This is a genomic window from Corynebacterium lemuris (assembly GCF_024919295.1).
Classification (GTDB): domain Bacteria; phylum Actinomycetota; class Actinomycetes; order Mycobacteriales; family Mycobacteriaceae; genus Corynebacterium; species Corynebacterium lemuris.
In genome coordinates this window covers 76,471-93,979 of sequence record NZ_JANWTC010000002.1, presented here as the reverse complement: position 1 = coordinate 93,979, position 17,509 = coordinate 76,471, and the positions used below count along the sequence as shown (strand labels likewise).

10 protein-coding genes are annotated in these 17,509 nt (G+C 64.1%); 4 read left to right on the top strand and 6 right to left on the bottom strand.

The genetic code is table 11. The features are described from left to right. Window positions 1-173: 173 nt before the first annotated feature. Window positions 174-536 carry a DUF1801 domain-containing protein gene (locus NYP18_RS03805; protein WP_259426849.1) on the top strand — a complete coding sequence of 121 codons (363 nt, stop codon included), beginning with the start codon at window positions 174-176 and terminating at the stop codon, window positions 534-536. A gap of 26 nt (window positions 537-562) precedes the next feature. Here the strand turns inward: NYP18_RS03805 and NYP18_RS03800 are convergent, their stop codons facing one another. Together NYP18_RS03800 and ychF are read right to left on the bottom strand one after the other, a co-directional pair. Further along, entirely contained in the window at window positions 563-1,003 is a 441-nt protein-coding gene (locus NYP18_RS03800) for a YtoQ family protein (RefSeq protein WP_259426848.1), read from the bottom strand. 117 nt (window positions 1,004-1,120) lie between these two features. After that, window positions 1,121-2,206, bottom strand: coding sequence for a redox-regulated ATPase YchF (gene ychF / locus NYP18_RS03795; protein WP_259426847.1), 1,086 nt, complete (start codon window positions 2,204-2,206; stop codon window positions 1,121-1,123). Between the two features lie 62 nt (window positions 2,207-2,268). On the opposite strand from ychF, the gene NYP18_RS03790 reads away from it, so the two are divergent. Then, complete coding sequence (locus NYP18_RS03790; protein ID WP_439648048.1) at window positions 2,269-3,765, top strand: AI-2E family transporter; 1,497 nt, start codon at window positions 2,269-2,271, stop codon at window positions 3,763-3,765. 63 nt (window positions 3,766-3,828) lie between these two features. Beyond that, entirely contained in the window at window positions 3,829-4,593 is a 765-nt protein-coding gene (locus NYP18_RS03785) for a DUF6542 domain-containing protein (RefSeq protein WP_259426846.1), read from the top strand. Between the two features lie 320 nt (window positions 4,594-4,913). On the opposite strand, the gene NYP18_RS03780 is transcribed toward NYP18_RS03785, so the two are convergent. From NYP18_RS03780 to NYP18_RS03765, 4 genes are all read right to left on the bottom strand, one after another. After that, window positions 4,914-10,529 (bottom strand): DUF5979 domain-containing protein, encoded by a 5,616-nt coding sequence (locus tag NYP18_RS03780; protein ID WP_259426845.1) that lies wholly within the window; start codon window positions 10,527-10,529, stop codon window positions 4,914-4,916. Between the two features lie 894 nt (window positions 10,530-11,423). Next, window positions 11,424-12,371: a class C sortase gene (locus tag NYP18_RS03775; protein WP_259426844.1), complete on the bottom strand. Its 948-nt coding sequence runs from the start codon at window positions 12,369-12,371 to the stop codon at window positions 11,424-11,426. Window positions 12,372-12,470: 99 nt separating this feature from the next. Next, window positions 12,471-14,117 (bottom strand): SpaH/EbpB family LPXTG-anchored major pilin, encoded by a 1,647-nt coding sequence (locus NYP18_RS03770; RefSeq protein WP_259426843.1) that lies wholly within the window; start codon window positions 14,115-14,117, stop codon window positions 12,471-12,473. Window positions 14,118-15,201: 1,084 nt separating this feature from the next. Continuing rightward, window positions 15,202-16,155 carry a 4-hydroxy-3-methylbut-2-enyl diphosphate reductase gene (locus tag NYP18_RS03765; RefSeq protein ID WP_259426842.1) on the bottom strand — a complete coding sequence of 318 codons (954 nt, stop codon included), beginning with the start codon at window positions 16,153-16,155 and terminating at the stop codon, window positions 15,202-15,204. Between the two features lie 82 nt (window positions 16,156-16,237). On the opposite strand from NYP18_RS03765, the gene xseA reads away from it, so the two are divergent. Next, the gene (xseA, locus tag NYP18_RS03760; RefSeq protein ID WP_259426841.1) at window positions 16,238-17,479 is read left to right on the top strand and encodes an exodeoxyribonuclease VII large subunit; all 1,242 of its coding nucleotides are present in this window, start codon (window positions 16,238-16,240) and stop codon (window positions 17,477-17,479) included. Window positions 17,480-17,509: the final 30 nt, after the last annotated feature.

The following is a 17,509-nucleotide window of genomic DNA, read 5'->3' as shown; positions in this document are numbered from 1 at the left end:
GAGATGGCACATCAGTGCCCTCGCGCAGTCGATGACGAAGTGCTCGTCTGACACATTCGTGGAGAGGTCTGGCACCGGTCAGCCCACGTCCGCAATGGAGATTGCCCGGCCCCTGCGCCCGCAGCGGCTGTGTACGTCATGCCGCGGATGCGGCGCGAGAGAAAGGCGGACTCATGTCCCCCAGAAAACCAGACAGAGTCCAGGAGGACCTCCACGCGGTCCTCGACAGGATTGCGACGATGCCGGAACCGTACGCCACAATCGGGACCCGGTTGCACGAGACAATCCTGAGTGCCGGCCCCAGGCTCAGGCCCCGCATCTGGTACGGCATGCCGGGCTATGCGACAGGCCGCAGCACCCCGGTCCGGGTGTTCTTCCGGCTCGATGACGGCGTCATGACTTTCGGCCTGACCGAAAAGGCCCACGTGGAACCCGATCCGGACAGTACTCTGCGACCGTGCGCGTGGTATCTAGATGAGATCGACGATGCCACCCTGGAGAAAATTGCCGGCCTCGTCAGAACCGCATTCGCCTAGGACCCGTCACCAGCGCGCGAGCAGGCTCAGGCCTTGAGCACGTACCGCAGGGTCTCCACCACCTGGTCGGTCGTCGTGCACCAGGCCTGGGCCTCGGCGTCCACTTCCTTGAGCGGGTGGACGATATTGGCGTCGTGCAAGGTCACATAGGGCTTGCCCAGCGCGGCACAGTAGCCGGCGTCGAAGGCGGCGTTCCACTGCTTGTACTGGTCACCGAAGCGCACCACCACGAAGTCAGCCTTCTCGATGAGGGTGCGGGTACGGATGGCATTGACCTTGGCGGACTGGTGGTCACGCCAGAACTGGCTTTCGGTTTCGCCGAGATGGTCACCGGCGGCGTCGCTCGCCGGGTGATCCGTCACGGGCGCGGTGAACACCACGTCCAGCCCGGCGGCCTCAGCGCCGCGCTGGATCTCCTCGCGCCAGTCGGTGTGGATTTCGCCGGAAAGATAGACATTGAAACTCATGGCTCAAAACTCCTGAAGTGGATAGAGAAGGATCTGTTTCGGCCTCAGTCTAGCCAAGCTGGCATTTCACGGAGCCGAACCCGATTCTGTCACCGGGCGCGACACCACCGACAGGGGTCACACGTTGAACTTGAAGTCCACCACGTCGCCGTCGACCATGATGTACTCCTTGCCCTCCTGGCGGACCTTGCCCTGGGCCTTGGCCTCGGCCATGGAACCGGCGGCGTCGAGATCCTCGAAGGATACGATCTCGGCCTTGATGAAGCCGCGTTCGAAGTCGGTGTGGATGACGCCTGCAGCCTGCGGGGCGGTGGCACCCTGCGGGATGGTCCAGGCGCGGGATTCCTTCGGCCCGGCGGTGAGGTAGGTCTGCAGACCGAGGGTGGCGAAGCCGGCCTTGGCCAGGGAGTGCAGGCCCGGCTCCGTCTGGCCGACGGACTCGAGGAGCTCGGCGGCCTCATCCTCGTCGAGTTCGAGGAGCTCGGTCTCAGTCTGGGCGTCGAGGAAGACACAGTCGGCGGGGGCAACCAGGGCGGCGAGCTCGGCCTTGCGGTCCTCGTCGGTGAGCACCTCCTCGTCGGAGTTGAAGACGTAGAGGAAGGGCTTCGCGGTCATGAGGTGGAGATCGCGGATCAGGGCGAGATCGATCTCGCCGTTCTTCGCTGCGGCGAAGAGGGTGCGGTCGTCCTCGAGGATGGCCTGGGCCTGCTTGGTGGCCTCGACTGCGTCGGCAAGCGACTTGTCCTTGCGGGCGTCCTTCTCCAGGCGCGGCAGGGCCTTCTCGATGGTCTGCAGGTCCGCGAGGATGAGTTCGGTGTTGATCACGGCGATGTCATCGGCGGGGTCGACGACACCGTCGACGTGGATGACGTGCTCGTCGGAGAAGGCCCGCACGACCTGGCAGATGGCCTCCGCCTCGCGGATGTTGGCCAGGAAGGCGTTGCCCATGCCCTCGCCCTCGGAGGCGCCCTTGACGATGCCGGCGATGTCCACGAAGGACACGGTGGCCGGCAGGATCCGCTCGGAGCCGAAGATCTCGGCGAGGCGGTTCAGGCGGGCGTCGGGAAGCTCGACGAGGCCGATGTTGGGCTCGATGGTGGCGAACGGGTAGTTCGCGGCGAGCACGTCGTTACGGGTCAGGGCATTGAACAGGGTGGACTTGCCCACGTTGGGCAGTCCGACGATTCCAAGAGTAAGGCTCACGGCGGTTGATCCTAGCAGCCTGCGGTTTCTCCACTGTCCCGAGTGCGGGGTTCTCAGGCAAGATGGAGGCTGTGACCGACCAGCCGACCCCTCAACCAGATCCCCTCGACGCCGTCCTGGACGACCCCACCCCGCCACCCGGCGCTTCCGGTTCCACCCGTTTCAGCGACCTGGATCCGGCGACCCGGGAAGAGGTCGGGCGCTATGCAGACCAGATCGACCGCTCGGTGGTCGCCGGGGAATGGCTGAAGTCCTTCGCCATGTTCGCGCTGCGCATGATCATCATCGCGGCCTTCGCCTATGGAGCGTGGCTGCTGATCAAGCTGGTCGGCCGCGGGGTGCTGCCGGTGGTCTTCGCCATCATCGTGTGCACGGTCCTGGCCCCACCCACCACGTGGCTGCGCCGACAGGGTCTGCCTTCGGCGTTGGCGGCGTTCATCTCCATGCTCGGTTTCTTCGGGATCTTCGGCACGCTCCTGTGGTTCATCGCCCCGGATATCGGCAGGCAGTCGCAGATCCTCTACCTGCAGTCACTGGAGGGGGTGCAGCGGCTGCAGCTGTGGGCGCAGGGCCCGCCGCTGAACCTCGACGGGGAGGATCTCTCCCAGCTGATCAATGACGCGGCCTCCTGGATCCAGGACCAGGCGGGCACCATCGCCGGCGGCATCCTCACCGGCGTGGGTACCGCCACGACGATGGTGGTCACGTTGTTCGTCGTTCTGGTCCTCACCTTCTTCTTCCTCAAGGACGGCCACCGTTTCCTGCCGTGGGCGCGTGCCGTCGCCGGCCGACGGGCAGGCTGGCACCTCACGGAGGCACTCACCCGCGGCTGGACCACCCTGGGCGGTTTCATCCGCGCCCAGGCGATCGTCTCCTTCGTGGACGCCTTCTTCATCGGGGTCGGCCTCGTCCTGGTCGGTGTGCCCATGGCACTGGCCCTGGCCGTGATCACCTTCATCGCGGGATTCATCCCCTTCGTCGGCGCCATTGTCGCGGGCACCCTCTCGGTGCTGGTGGCCCTGGTCTCCCTCGGTTTCACCGAGGCCCTGATCGTGCTGGGCATCGTCCTGGCCGTCCAGCAGCTGGAGGGCAACGTCCTGTCCCCGTGGCTGCAGTCGAAGGCCATGGACCTGCACCCCGTCATCGTCCTGGTGTCCGTCACCATCGGTGGTGGTCTCTTCGGTCTCGTCGGTTCCTTCCTGGCCGTGCCATTCGTCGCAATGATCGCCGTCGCCTTCCGCTACCTGCAGGACATGACGGCGCTGCGGGCCGGGGAGAAACTTGCCGCAGACATCGCCTGGGCCACACCGGAGGGAGCACTCAACGGGCAGCTCTCAGAGGAGGAGGGCCGGCTGCTGCGCCAGCAGTGGCGTGAGTCCCTCGTCTACGTCGACGAGCCCCTCCGTTCGGATGCCCCGCACGATAAAGCGCATCCTGACAGGGCGGATGGTCGGCCGGACTCCCCCACTCCCCGCCCTCCAGGTCCCCGGGGGCGGACCCTGCCCCGGCCGCGGATGCCCCGCGTCGACAAGCTCATCGGACGCCTCGGCAAGCGCTGAGGGACTGGCCGAACCCAGATGTCTTCACCTGTACGGCAGGACTCCGGGCTAGACTGATCCTCCGTGTCCACACCCACCCACCGAAGCAGAAGCCGTCAGGCGACCCGGCCGGCCGGGTTCCCGACCTGGTCCGGCATCGCCATCGTCCTGGCTGCCCTGGTCACCGGGCTGCTGCTGAGCATCAATGCCCAGACCGTCGGCGTGCCGTTCCTCCTCTGCTTCGGTGTCGCCGCCATCGTGGTTGCCCTTTTCACTGAGGCCCGCGGACTCTTCCTCGTGGTCGCCTCCCTGCCGCTGGTCTTCGCCGTGATGACGGTGGGTTCCTCCTGGGCGGTCAGCCGCTCCCTGGCGGCCGAGGGCAGCGCCGCCTTCTCCACCACCACCATCCTCACCGCACTGTTCCCTCTGGCGCAGTTCTTCCCCGTCATGTTCGGTGTCACCGCCGCCGCCGGTGCCATCGCCGTCGGGCGGATCTGGCTGCTCCGACGCTCCGGGCGGGCCCGGGACGCCGCCGCGATCGAGCACCGCCGCCGCACCGCGGAGGCCGACCGCGTCAACCGCGACACCGCCTCCCGGGCGCGACGCCGCACCAACCAGGTCACTGTCGATGAGCTGCTGGCCCGTAACCGCGCACAGGCCACTGCCCGCGAGCGGGAGGGGACGGCTGCACCGCGGCGCACCGAGCCACCCCGCCCCATACCTCGTTCAGAAGGGGCCCGTCCGCCCCGCGAGCGGCGCGAGGTGCCACCGCAGCGCGACCCGCGGGAGACTCGGGCGGCACAGCCACCGCGACGCCGTCGCCGCCTAGATGACGATCTCTACGGCTGAGCAGGCGGGCACAGCATGAGAAAGGCCGGAGGGGCCGGGGAATCACTTCCCCGGCCCCTTATTCATTCTCTCCTGCCAGATAACGATACGGATCAGTTTCTGAAGGCAGCAGGTGCCGTTCTCTTGCCCGAGTAGGAGTAGCCCCATGGAGCAGACATCGACATCATGCCTGTTCCCTGTCCCTAGTTGTGCTTTCTCCCGGGCAGACAGCCTCCCCTGCGGTCGGGATGGGCGGTTCACCAGGACGACTCGCCCATCCCATCCTGCAGAGTGTCACAGACGAAAGTCCCGGGAGGGGACGCCGCCCCTGCCGTCCGCAGTTAATTCTCGCGGCGTCTGATCCAGAAATACCAGGTCCCACCTGCCAGGAGCAGGCCAGTTCCCAGCGCCACGGTCAGCCAGATTCCTCTGCCACCGCTCAAGGGGAGTTCTCCGGCGGCAATATTGGCCACCTGGACGATCCACGGACTCGTGGGGTCGCCCGCCACACTCTGTCGGACAGTGATCAACCCCGAATGGTCCGCAAAGGCTGACAAGCGGAACTCAAGGTCCCCCAGGGTCTCCGAGCTACCGGTCAGGTCAAAGCGGAAGGGCTGAGGAAGCAGCTCAGCCCCGGTGCCCGAGCGGGTCTCCACCAGGTAGTAACTCCCCGGTGGAAGAGAGACGGTGAACCTGGTCGGATCCGGGAGCGGCACATCATCACTGTCATAGACGATGTCACCGTTTTCATCCCGCAGCGGAGCAAAACCGAGGTCCTCGGCAACAGGCGTTGCGCTGGGGCCACCGTTATCGGGGTCCACCCCGAAGATCGCGAATCTCGCACCATCCAGCGGGGTGAGATCCGGCATCACCTTCTGCACCTGCACCTCCCCCTCGGTCCGGAACAAACTGTTGAGGAGGAAAGCGTACTGCCCGTACTGTCCGCCCTGGTCCTCCCTGCTCAGGATGATGGACTGCCCCTCGCCTAGAGGACGACGTTCGCCACCTCCGAGATCCGGCAGGACCGGCTCATCCGTATCCTCCGGGTCGGAGGGAGGATCGTGGCTTTCCGCCGGGTAGAAGTAGTTCGGCTGCATGCGCAGTCCATTTTCCTCCAGCAGCTCCAACAGCACGGGGTCTGTCGGGCCTTCCGTCACCTCACAGGTTGATCCCACAGGCAGCGGTCCAGTTGACCACTGCTCCCCCTGGGCAAGCTCGAAGGAACCACTGATCTCCCGCCCGTCCGGGGAGCTGGCCTCCTGTCCCGCAAGCGGAGACAGCCGCTGGCCGGGCAGGAGGTTAGGTACCGTGCAGGTGAAAGTGAAGTGGAATGCTGTCTCCGCCGGAATCACCTCATGATCCGGATCCCCTTCCAGGAACTTGTTGAGACCGAGATTGATCTGGTCCACCCAGTAGGTGTTGCGGAAGTTCACCGTGGTCGTCCGATTCGGAACCAACCCAACGTCGCGGATGGCGGTCACACCGAACTGTTCCCGGGTCACGGCCTCCCCCCGGGTCACCCGGATGCTGTGGTGGGCATTGACCACCTCCTCAAAACCTGCCGGGATCTTACCGTCCACGAGCTCCGTGAAGCTGCAGATCACCGAGGCGGGAAGACGGGGATCCTGCCCCTGCGCCACCCCGGCCCGTGCGATCTCGACCGCAGTGCCGTCACTGGGAAGACGTTCAGTTCCCTCGTAGCTACGGCCGGCGAGCGGATCCTCACACCGCCAGGTGACGTCGAAGAACTCTCCGTCCACCAGGTGGTCGTTGACGGTGTTGGGGTTCTCCTCCCACAACTGTTTGGTCAGAACCAGGTCGCCGCGTTCCCGTTCATATGCGTTGGTGACCGTCACTGTCTGGGTGGCCCCGTTCTCCCCGGCCGTACGGAAGGAGGCGGTGGCCCCGTTTTCACCTGTCGGGTCGACCGGCCCACCGGACTCTGTCTGTGCACCGTCGAAGCTGGTGGACACCGTTGCGTCGTACCCGGCCACCGTATGTTCATTGATCTGGCAGTCGTATCCGATGGGCACCTTGGTGGGTGCCACCGCGGAGCCATCTCCGGTGACCTGGACGGCCTGTCGGATGATCCGGTCGGGGGCGGTGGCACCAGCATCTGCCGGAGAGCAGACCATGTTGAAGGTGAAGGTGTCGCCTGCCGCGAGCTCATCACCATCCCCGGCCAGATTTTTGTCCACCGCCAGATTCACTTTGTGGTAGTCATAGGTGTTCCACACCACCAGGGTGCCCTGGAAATGGCCGTCGGCGGTCTCTGCCTGCTCGCGCTGCCCGACTGTGAGATCAACCACATTCTGGCTGTCCGGGTTCTCCCGGCAGTTGTTGAGCAGGGAGCAGTTCTGTTCTGCCTCCCATCCGGTCGTTCCCTGGGCGACCGTCCACCTGGCTGACCAGTCGGCGTTCTCCTCTGCGGCGCCGACGGGATCCTCTGTGACCCGGCAGGTGGTGCCCACGGGCAGATCCCGGATGGCGAATGTCTCAGCGCTGTCGAAACGGCCAACATCCATGTTGCCCTGCGCGACCACTGTGCTGTTGAGCGTGCAGACGTAGTCCACGGCGAACTGTCGATCAGCACCGATGGTGGCCACGCCCTCACCATCGACCTTCTTCTTCAGGTTGAATCCGCCGGTCTGCATCGTGTACTCGTTGTTCACCGTGAAGCTCTGGTCTCCGGTACCGACTGAGACCAGGAAACCTGCACCGGTTTCCACACCATCACCGGAGAAGCTGATCTCCGGGTCCTGGGTGGCGGCGATATCCGGTGCGGACTCGATGAACTCGCATTCAGCACCCACCGGCAGGGTAACTGGTGTGGTCTGGCCATTGAAGATGTTGAATGCCCCGGAATCGACCTCCCTCCCGTTGCGCTCGCACCGGTAGCTGACCGGGAATGTCTGTGGTCCACCCACTACCGCGGTCTGCAGCACGTCGCCGGACGGGCGCCCGTCTGCATGAGTCAGAGCCGCCTGCTTGGCGACGTTGACGTTGCCCAGCGCCGGCGTATAGGTGTTGCGGACAGCGATGGTGGCACTGCCGCCACCCGATGGGAAAACGAAGGTGTGGCTGTCGCCCTCGGTGCTCTGTCCCCGTCCGGAGAACACGGTGGTGCGTTCAAACTCCTCCACATCATCCGCCACCTCGGAGATGGTGCATGCCGTCCCCTCCGGGACTCCCTCGACCACATGAATATCACCGTTACCCAGGGAGACAGAACCGGTGGGTCCGGTGACACATGAATAGTTGATCAGGAACTGACCGGGAATGATCTGCTCAGCATCGGGCGCAGTGCCGGTGACCGCGACATTCTTGGTGATGATGAGGTTGCCTGAGGCCGTACGGAATTCATTGACCAGCTCGATGGTCGTTTCCTGCTGGGACGCCACGGTCACCGACTGGGGATTGAACAGTGCGACGTGCTCGATGTTCTCCGGCACCTCCACACCTGCTTCCCCGAAGCTGCAGGTGGTACCGACCGGGAAGGAACCCACGAGCTCACTCTGCCCGTCACTGAGGGTTATCTCCCTGATCTCAGTCTCCCCCGGTCCTGGGAGGACACATTGGGCCGTGACCTCAAAGCTCCTTCCCTGCAGCTCAACCACGTCCTCCAGGTCAGCTACCCCGGTGGTGTCCACCGTCTTCTCGATCCAGATCTCCCCCCGCTGGTACGAAAGATCATTGGTCACGTTCACCTCCGTATCCGTACCGGCCTGGCCGATCGTCACGGTCTGCGGTTCCGGGATCGAGACATCGATACCCGGAATGTTGGTCTCCTGCTCGCTGATGGTGCACTCGGAGGCCGCGGGCACACCCGCAATCCGGGTTGAACCGTCGGCGGTCACCGAGACAGTCTCCCGACGGAAAACCTCGGTGCCACCGTCACGGCAGACCACGTCAAAGTTGTAGAGCGCACTGGTGCCGGCGGACTCAGCCTCCCCGGTGACTTCCTTGGTGATGACCAGGGCACTGAGCTGACGCGAGTAGGTGTTCTCCACCTCCAGGTTGTGTTCGCCGGCGGTGGGAATCCAGATGTAGTTGGAGTCGCACCTGTTCAAACCCGTTTCACTGGACTCCCCGGAGCGGAGACAGATATCAGAGTTCCATCCGACCGCCAGATCGAAACCCGGGATCGCGATGGGTGCCGTGGCAGGTGAAATCTCCTCGAAGCCGCACTGTGTGCCCACGGGAAAAGGACCGATCTCTGTACTTTCCTCCCGGGGGAAGGTGGCCTGCCCCTGCGTCACGTAGTACGGGTTACCCCCGCCCCCCTGCTCCGGGGGGTTGTCCGGGTCCGGCACATAACGGCAGGTGTAGTCCACCGTGATTGAATTCGGTAGCTGCCCTATCGGTAGGTCGGAAATTCCGGGAATATGCTTACTCAACCTGATGGTGGCCATTTCGGCCTCATAGGTGTTCACGGCCCGCACACGGGTACCGGATCGGGTGGTGTAGGCCTGTGCATTCGGCTGGATCCGGGTGGACAACCCATCTTCGCTGGTTGTGAGGACGTCGGCTCCTTCGACCCGCCACGTTGTCTCAACCTCAAACCGTTCCGCGTCTGTGTCAGGTTGGACTTCTGTCACGTCACAGGTAGTGCCCAGAGGAAAATTGCCCAGCGTGGTCAGCTGCCCGTTGACGAGGTCCTCTGCCCTGCCCGATGCCAGGACGGTGCCCCCGTCCCGGCACTCGTAATTAAAGTCATAGGTGCGGTTGTTCAGCTCCTCCTGCAGCTGTTCAGTATTGATCTGCACCTCTTTGCCCAGCTGGACCGGCACCACGGGCCGATTCGAGAAAGTACAGGCGATGATGCGGGCGGGGTCCATCTGCACCCGGATCGCATTGTCTCCATCCCGGATGGCCTCCACAGGTTGGGATGACTGGCCCGGGCGGTAGGCCCGGCACTGCGCTGCCCTGTTGCCGTCTGGGGTCAGCTGGAAGCCGGGCTGCTGGCGTTCGCTGATCCTGAGTGTCGGGCGAGAAGTAGTGCTGGCGTTGTTGACCACCACCTCGGCAAAACCCTGGCCATTGGTGGTTACGGTGGACCGGGGCAAGCTTCCTGTACCACTGGAAACAGAAAGGTCAAACACCCATCCCGCACCAGGTTCTATCATCTGGCCGCCACCGTCCACGATTTGCTTCGAGACGTGGAGACAGCCGGTGGTGAAGTTGTTGGCCAGCTGCTGCGGCAGTTGAGCGTAATCGTTCACGATGATGGTGTTCGCGGGGTTGGTCGCCACCCGGTTGAGGATGTTCCGGGGGGTGTCACGTGAATCCACCCGCCAGAGAAGTCCGAGCAGGGAGTCGTAGATGTTGATCGGGGTGTTGTCGGTGATGCTCGCTCCCACTCCCACCGAAATGACACGGCCGCCCCGGTTCTCGATACGGTTCTTCTGGGCGATGGCATTATTGATCTCCCGCAGTTCTGTGGAGTTTCCTCCACGGTGGGCACCAGCATCATCAAAGGTGGGTACTCCGTCAGTGATGAAATAGACGACGTCGTACTCGACTCCGTTGTCCATGTCGTTGGCCACCTGCCGGAGGCCCCCCTGCCAGTTCGTTCCGCCCTGCGGATCATTACTGTTCGGCCGGTTGTAAAGGGCGTTGACCGCCCCACGCAGTTGACTTTGGCCTGCCTCGTCCTGAAGCGAGGTCGCCGGCAGGTTCCGGAGGTCGAACGCCGGGGAGCTGGTTGCGAAACTGTACAACCCCATGGTGTACGGAGCACCTTTCAGGGTGTCGATCAGGGTGTTGGCAGCCCGTTTGAGGTTGTCCACATTGGAGCGTGTCAGAGAATTCGACAGATCAAACACCAATGCCACTGAACCACCGCACTGCCCGAAAGACGGTTGGGAGGGGTTGGCGGCCTGGGCTTCAGCCGCCGGGGGCTTCTGTGGAACCGTCAGCAGTGTCACCACGAGCAGGGCAGCGGTTACAAGGCCCAACACTCTGATGATGGGGCGAAAAACGTGTGACACGGTCATAGGTGAATCACTCAATCAAGATCTTGGGGGGTCTGCATGGAGGTGGCAGGTGGGTTACTGAGGGATCGTCGACGCAGTAGCGCCAGGCCGAGCAGAGTCATCAGTCCTCCGACGGCGAGAAACCCGAGGACACCAGCTCCGGTTTCTGCCAACCGGTCGCGCCATCCCCTGGAACTGTCTGCCACCTCCGGACCTGGACCTGATCCTGGCGGGGGTCCAGCAGATGTTGACACCGGCGGCTTGTCCGGCACGGTCGGGGGTTGTTCTCCCGGTGGGGTGGAGGGGGTCGGTGCAGGTGAGGTGCCAGTGGTGGGGGGCCCGCCACTTTCTCCGCTGATTTTGGGGTAGACCGTGTACGAGTACTGCCATCCGGCACGGTCGGGGGAGGTCCGGGGAATGGCAGCCACGAAAGCTTCGAAATGGGGGGTCCGCCCCTGAGGTGGAGACACAACCCATAACCCCAGGGGAAGATCGGTGAAGGACACTGTTCCGGTGTGGTCGCTGACCGCTGAGCGGTGATCAGAGAATCTCTCTGCTGGGAAATCCAGAACCGCGCGGCTGGTCAGTTGCGCCGCTTCGTGCCAACCCCGGTGCGTGGTCAGCTCAATGCCGGTGACTCGTTTGATCTCCACGTGGACACCGATATGGGAGGGTCCTTGTTCATCATCAAAGGGGCGGGGAGGCTGGAACCGCAGCATGAGCTGACCACGCTGGTGCGGATCAATCAAGGCGGTGGTCTCCACCTGCATCGGCATCGTCGCAGGGCTGGCCATGATCCGCGGCTCCGCAGATATGATCGACAGGCCGGTCATCCCGCAGGCGATGAGAATTCCCGTGATCGGGAAGCGCAGTCTTTCAACGGACACGGTGGCGGCCTCCCCGGCCGGTGTCCGGCTCTGTGGCACGTTTTCTCCTGCGTGCCCTGAGGAACAGCGCCCCGATGGTCAGCAGGACGAGAGCGACGACGACCAGTACGCCGATCATCCAGGGTTGCCACAGGCCACTACCCCCTGTGAAGGCTTCCTCTGCCTCGGCGTCCTCCACGGGAACCCTGGTGCCGCGGACCAGGAGTCGGTGAGAGTTCACCCCGTAGGGGGTGCAGGTGATCAATGTGACCAGGTCCCTGCCGGCGACCGGCTGGGTATCGTCGATTTCGTCGGGCAGGACCACCTTGATCTGGTCGACTTCATATTTGAAGGATTCGCCCAGAACCTCCAGGTAGAAAGCATCGCCTTCCTGAATTTCCCCCAGGTTGTCGAACATCGTCGCGGTGGTCAGCCCGGTGTGTCCCGTCAGCACCGAGTGGGTGCCATCCCCGCCCACGGGTAGTGCGGAACCGTAGAGATGCCCGACACCCTCGTGGAGAGTATCCATTTCGGTGCCGTGGTAGACAGGCAATCTGACATCGATGGCGGGAATGGACAGGGCTGCCATTATCGCGCCATCTTCACCCCCGGGATTGAGTTCCTCAAGATAATCCCGGTAGGGCGCATTTTCCTTGGATACCCGGTTGAGCCAGGGGTCCAGAATGGGCGCGCCTGTGTTCTGCTCGTTGTAGCGTCGCGCCCGGTCAAGCCAGTCGGAGCGGTCCTCCCGGGATATCTTCACAAGCGAGTCGCGGTAGGCATCCACCACCGCAGCCTGGTTGGAGTTCCGGAGGTAGGTGGCCACCACAGGGTAGGTGAGAACGAGGATCCCGGCGATGACCAGAAGCAGGGGAATCCAGCGGTCACGGCCTCGTGGTCTGGCAGAGCTGGGCTTTTTTCCTGCATTGTCGTGCTGTGGCTCCGTGAGCGCTGTCATGACGGGGTCCCCCCCCTTTCTGGAGAGCGTGGCATGCCGGGTACTGATGTCAGGCACCCGCCTGGCGGGGCCGAGGCTGTCGGCCCCGCCGTAATGTGTCTAGGCCTCGCCTCGCTGTCGGGTGACTGCGTAGTAGATCGCTGCGGCGATCAGCAGCAGTCCACCTGTACCGAGAATGAGCCAGATACCCATGCCACCGGTCAGCGGCAGCTGGAAGCCTGCGTTGGCCTTGACATTCTCGATTTCGACCTCGGCCTCCTCCAGCTCTGTCGTGGTCTCGTCAGCCGTCAGCTCAAAGGTGACGGGCTCCGGCAGCAGCTCATAACCCTCCGGAGCCTGTGTCTCCAGGAGGCAGAACTGGGTGCCGATGCCGGCCCAGATGTCCTCGTAGGCTGAAATTCCACCATCTTGGGGCACCACGTTGCCCAGATGAATCTGCGAAATGGAGGCGGTGCCTTCGGCGTCGGTGGTCACTTCAGTCTCACCGGCGACCCGAATGGGGGCGCTGTTCTCGACAAGAGTTCCAGCAGCAGTGCACCGACGCAGCTCAAAGACTGCTCTCGGCAGGAGGACGTTTTCCGTGCCGTCCTCGCCTCGGCCGACCTTGGTGATGTTGACCTCTCCGTACTTGGAGGCGACCACGTTGGATGCGGTGCCCGGGAGCGGCCCATCACCCGGGTTCGCCGGATCCCAGGTAAGGCTACCGTCGAGGTTCGGGTCACTCGGCAGGATCCATGCCTGGTTGTCCAGGCTGCCACTGCTGGCATCCCCCACCTGAGCCTGGAAGTTAAGGGAGATGGAAGTGGCTGCACCGCCGAGATCAGCGAGTGTTTCTCCCGTCAACTCGATACGCACGACCCAGGCGTCGTCCCCGAGCTGGTAGACGTAGGAGACGTAGTCGGTATCCTCGGTCAGAGTTTCCTCGCCGAGGGTGACGGTAATCTCCTCCGGTTCACCCACTCCGACCGGCAGGCGGTCAGTGATCACGAAACCGTTGAGACCGGTATCCGGGGTGAGCTGCGGAACCGTGCCATTGATGGTGTACTCAATCCATTCTCCGGTGGAGGAGCCGGTGACATCCACTCCCGTTTCCTCGGTGACCGGGTCAGTGATGGTTTTCACCGGAGCCTCGGCTGCCTGGTTCTTGGGGTAGACGTGCACCGTATCCAGCCACCGGTCGGGGTTATTCGGGTCGGTCATCGGCAGCGTCACCAGGAAGGGGGCCGCGGGGGCAACTGCCTGATCACCCGCGGTGGGGTTGTCCTCCTCAACGATGAGGTACAGGCCGGTGCCCAAAGTTCCGAAGTCAGCCAGACCCTCGTCGTTGGTGATCGCGGTACTGCTGGTGCCCACGCGAGTCGAGTCAACGGTGCGCAGCGAATTGCTACCCGGCGGGGTGAACAGGGTGTTGATGTCCAGATCGTCGGCGTCCTGCCAGTTTGCCAGCGTATCCAGCGGGAAACCGTTCACAGGAAAAGCCGTGAAAGTGATACCCGAAACAGGCTGGTAGTCCCCCACCGGCCCACCCTCGATCTCAGCGCCGTTACCGGGAACCCCACCCGGCAGCCCCAGGTACTTGTGGACCTGGAGGCCTGCCGTCTCAGGGATCTGCCCACCTCTTTCCAGAGCGGTGGTCTGGGCCGCGGCAGTGGGCACCAGATGGGTGCCGGCGGCACCGGCAAAGGCGCCTGTGGCTAGGAGTGCTGATGCGGCTGTGGCCGCCAGCACCTTACGGATACGAACCATGGGGATTCTCCTGACAGAATTCCAGCTGTAGTCCGGCCTCCATGTGCGGATGGCCGGCTGGGCAGGAAACTTGCCCCGGCGAGGCATACTGAGCATGACGAAAGTCAGCCAAACTACCCCCGAAGGCCTCTCAGCCCCTCCTAACAGCGGGCAGCAGGACTTCTCTTGAGCAATACCTGCAAGATCGCTGTAAAATCGCTGCCAGTTTGGCAAGTTTCCCCTCAAGAATATCAAGGTTAGAAAAAGTTGAAACTCGAAGCGCAAACCTTTTCAAAACCCCAAAAAGCTGATAGGAAACTGAGCGTCCATCCCACTGTCACAGCCTGCCGGAGAGCCTGTGGCGCACGCCACACCTTCCACCACGCAATGGGGGACTAGGTGGCACGCTGCTTGCACGCCACCCCATCCCGGACCCAAGCGAGGGCAGGTGTGGAACACTTTCCACTGCAAACGATTTCACATTCTTAATGTCACTTAAGGAAGTGGGGGGTCGGATAAGGGGTAAACCGGTCCTGCACCATCCCGGCAAAACCGCTTCATAAAGATAATCCCCCTGCGTGCCTGCCTTCGCCCCCACCATCGTCGCCCCGACCCGTCTGCCGTTGCAGAAATACGGCAACGTCGAAAATCCCCATCCCGCTGAGCATCCAGGATCACCGGAGAGGAAGAACCCCGGCGGGCCCTCCCGACCCAGTTGCTGGAAGCCCTGTCCGCCAGGCAGACGTGCCCCGAGGGCGAATGACCGTATCTCCTGAAAAGTTCGGTGATTTCTGCGTCCAGACCCCGCACTATCCCGTTTACTCCGATACAGATGCGCCGGTCGGGCGCCCCCTGCCCCTATCAAGGCCCAATGCGCGGGCACGGGGCCAGGCCCATGTCAACCAGGTCGTAGTCAGACCCAGAACATCAGGACAGGGATGATCTGCTGCCCCGACCAGCAGACCCGTCATACCCGCTGGATCCTGCCTGATCTCCTGCTGTATCCGTCTGATCCCCCTCCCCGCCTTCCTGCCTGAGAGACCGGGATCAGAAGACGGTCCAGGCGGGCAACGGCGTATTCTCACCGACCGGGCCCGCCCTGAACTCAGGTGCGCGCCGGGCGCAGGACGCGCGGCAGGGAGAAGACGATCTTCTCCGAGGCGGTGGTGATCTCCTCGACATCCCCGAAGCCCCGCTCAGCCAGGTACTCGAGCACCCCCTGGACGAGGATTTCGGGCACGGATGCACCGGAGGACAGTCCGATCGTCTCCACTCCCTCCAGCCAGGCGTCGTCGATCTGGTGGGCGTAGTCGACGAGGTATCCGGCCTTGGCCCCGGCGTCGAGGGCGACCTCAACCATGCGCTTGGAGTTGGAGGAGTTCTGCGAACCGACGATGATCATCAGATCAGCCTTCGGCGCGATCGCCTTGACGGCCACCTGACGGTTCTGGGTGGCGTAGCAGATGTCATCGCTCGGCGGATCCTGCAGGCCGGGGTAACGCTGCTTGAGGGCGTCCACGATCTGGAGGGTCTCATCCACCGAGAGCGTGGTCTGGGAGAGCCAGACCAGCGGCTGGCCGGCCGGGAAGTCCGGCGCATTCTCCACACCCTCGAGCCCGTCGATGAGGTGGGTGTGGTCGGGGGCCTCACCCATGGTTCCCTCAACCTCCTCGTGGCCCTCGTGGCCGACGAAGAGAATCTGGTAGCCGTCCCGGACGAAGCGCTTGACCTCGTTGTGGACCTTGGTCACCAGTGGACAGGTGGCGTCGAGGGTGTTCAGGCTGAGACGCTCCGCCTCGGCGTGGACGGCCGGGGAGACACCGTGAGCCGAGAAGACGAGGTGTGCGCCCTCGGGCACCTCATCGGTTTCCTCCACGAAGACGGCACCCCGTTCGGCGAGGGTATCCACCACATAACGGTTATGGACAATTTCCTTACGCACGTAGACAGGGGCACCGTATCTCTCGAGGGCCTTCTCCACGGTTTCCACTGCCCGGTCGACGCCGGCGCAGTAACCGCGGGGAGCCGCGAGGAGAACCTTCTTCACTGCATTGCTCATGACCCCACCCTAACCAACCTGGGCTGTTAAGCCTAGACTTGGGACGCGTCACTGATTCCACACCACTTGTCAGGAGCATCACATGGCCGGTCCCCAGTCCACCCCCGAGGCACCGTGGCCGGTCCGGCGCCTCAACGCGGAGGTCAAGGGCTGGATCCAGCGCCTGGGTCCCGCATGGGTGGAGGGACAGCTCACACAGGTGAATGTGAAACCGACGTGGAAGCTGTCCTATCTGACCCTCCGGGACACCGAGTCGGAGACCTCGGTGCAGCTGACCGCGCCGACAAACCTGGTGCAGTCCATGTCCTCCCCGCTCCGCGACGGCGACCGGGTCGTGGTCAACGGCCGGCCTGCCTTCTACGAGGGGCGCGGCAGCTTCTCCCTGTGGGTCACCGAGATCCGGCACGTGGGCATCGGAGAGCTCCTCGCCCGCATCGAACGCCTGCGCGCCCAGCTGGCCCAGGAGGGCCTGTTCGACCCGGCGCGCAAGAAACTCCTCCCCTACCTCCCGGTGAGCATCGGCCTGATCACGGGCCGGGGCTCCGCCGCGGAACGCGATGTCCTCTCCGTGGCCCGCGACCGCTGGCCCGAGGTGGACATCCGGGTGATCAACACCGCCGTGCAGGGCGCCAGCGCCGTGCCGGAGATCATCAACGCGCTGCAGGTGCTCGACAGCGACCCCGTGGTCGACGTCATCATCATCGCCCGCGGCGGCGGCAGCGTCGAGGACCTGCTGCCTTTCTCGGAGGAGACGCTCCAGCGGGCGGTGGCCGCCGCGCATACCCCGGTGGTCTCCGCCATCGGCCATGAGCCGGACAACCCGGTGCTCGACAACGTGGCCGATCTGCGCGCCGCCACCCCGACCGATGCCGCGAAGCGGGTCGTGCCGGATGTGGCGGAGGAGCGTGCGTTCCTGGCCGAGGCCCGCTCCCGCATGGCCGCCGCCCTGCGCGGTTGGGTGCAGCGGGAGCACCATGGCCTGGCAGGGATGCGTTCGCGGCCGGTGCTGGCGGACCCGATGACGCCGATCCGGCAGCGTCGAGAAGAAATTGACCGCGGGGTGGCCCTCATCCGCCGGGACGTGCAGTACCTCCTGCAGACGGAGACCGCTCAGGTGCGGGCCCTGCGCGCCCAGGTTGCCGCGCTCGGCCCGGCAGCCACCCTGGCCCGCGGTTACTCGGTGGTGCAGGTCGTCCCCCGGGACGGCACCCCACCGGAGGTTGTCATGAGCATCCGGCAGACCCCGCCCGGCAGTCAGCTGCGTATCCGCGTGGCCGACGGTTCCATCACGGCCGCGGGTATGTCCGCGACCCCGGCAGACTAGAACAATCCCCGACATCCAGAACCCAGAGGA

Coding starts and splice junctions, on each gene's coding strand:
- NYP18_RS03790 (WP_439648048.1), top strand. CDS start 2,269: ATGGAGGCTGTGACCGACCAGCCGACCCCTCAACCAGATCCCCTCGAC.
- NYP18_RS03770 (WP_259426843.1), bottom strand. CDS start 14,117: ATGGTTCGTATCCGTAAGGTGCTGGCGGCCACAGCCGCATCAGCACTC.
- NYP18_RS03765 (WP_259426842.1), bottom strand. CDS start 16,155: ATGAGCAATGCAGTGAAGAAGGTTCTCCTCGCGGCTCCCCGCGGTTAC.
- xseA (WP_259426841.1), top strand. CDS start 16,238: ATGGCCGGTCCCCAGTCCACCCCCGAGGCACCGTGGCCGGTCCGGCGC.
- NYP18_RS03805 (WP_259426849.1), top strand. CDS start 174: ATGTCCCCCAGAAAACCAGACAGAGTCCAGGAGGACCTCCACGCGGTC.
- NYP18_RS03800 (WP_259426848.1), bottom strand. CDS start 1,003: ATGAGTTTCAATGTCTATCTTTCCGGCGAAATCCACACCGACTGGCGC.
- NYP18_RS03775 (WP_259426844.1), bottom strand. CDS start 12,371: ATGACAGCGCTCACGGAGCCACAGCACGACAATGCAGGAAAAAAGCCC.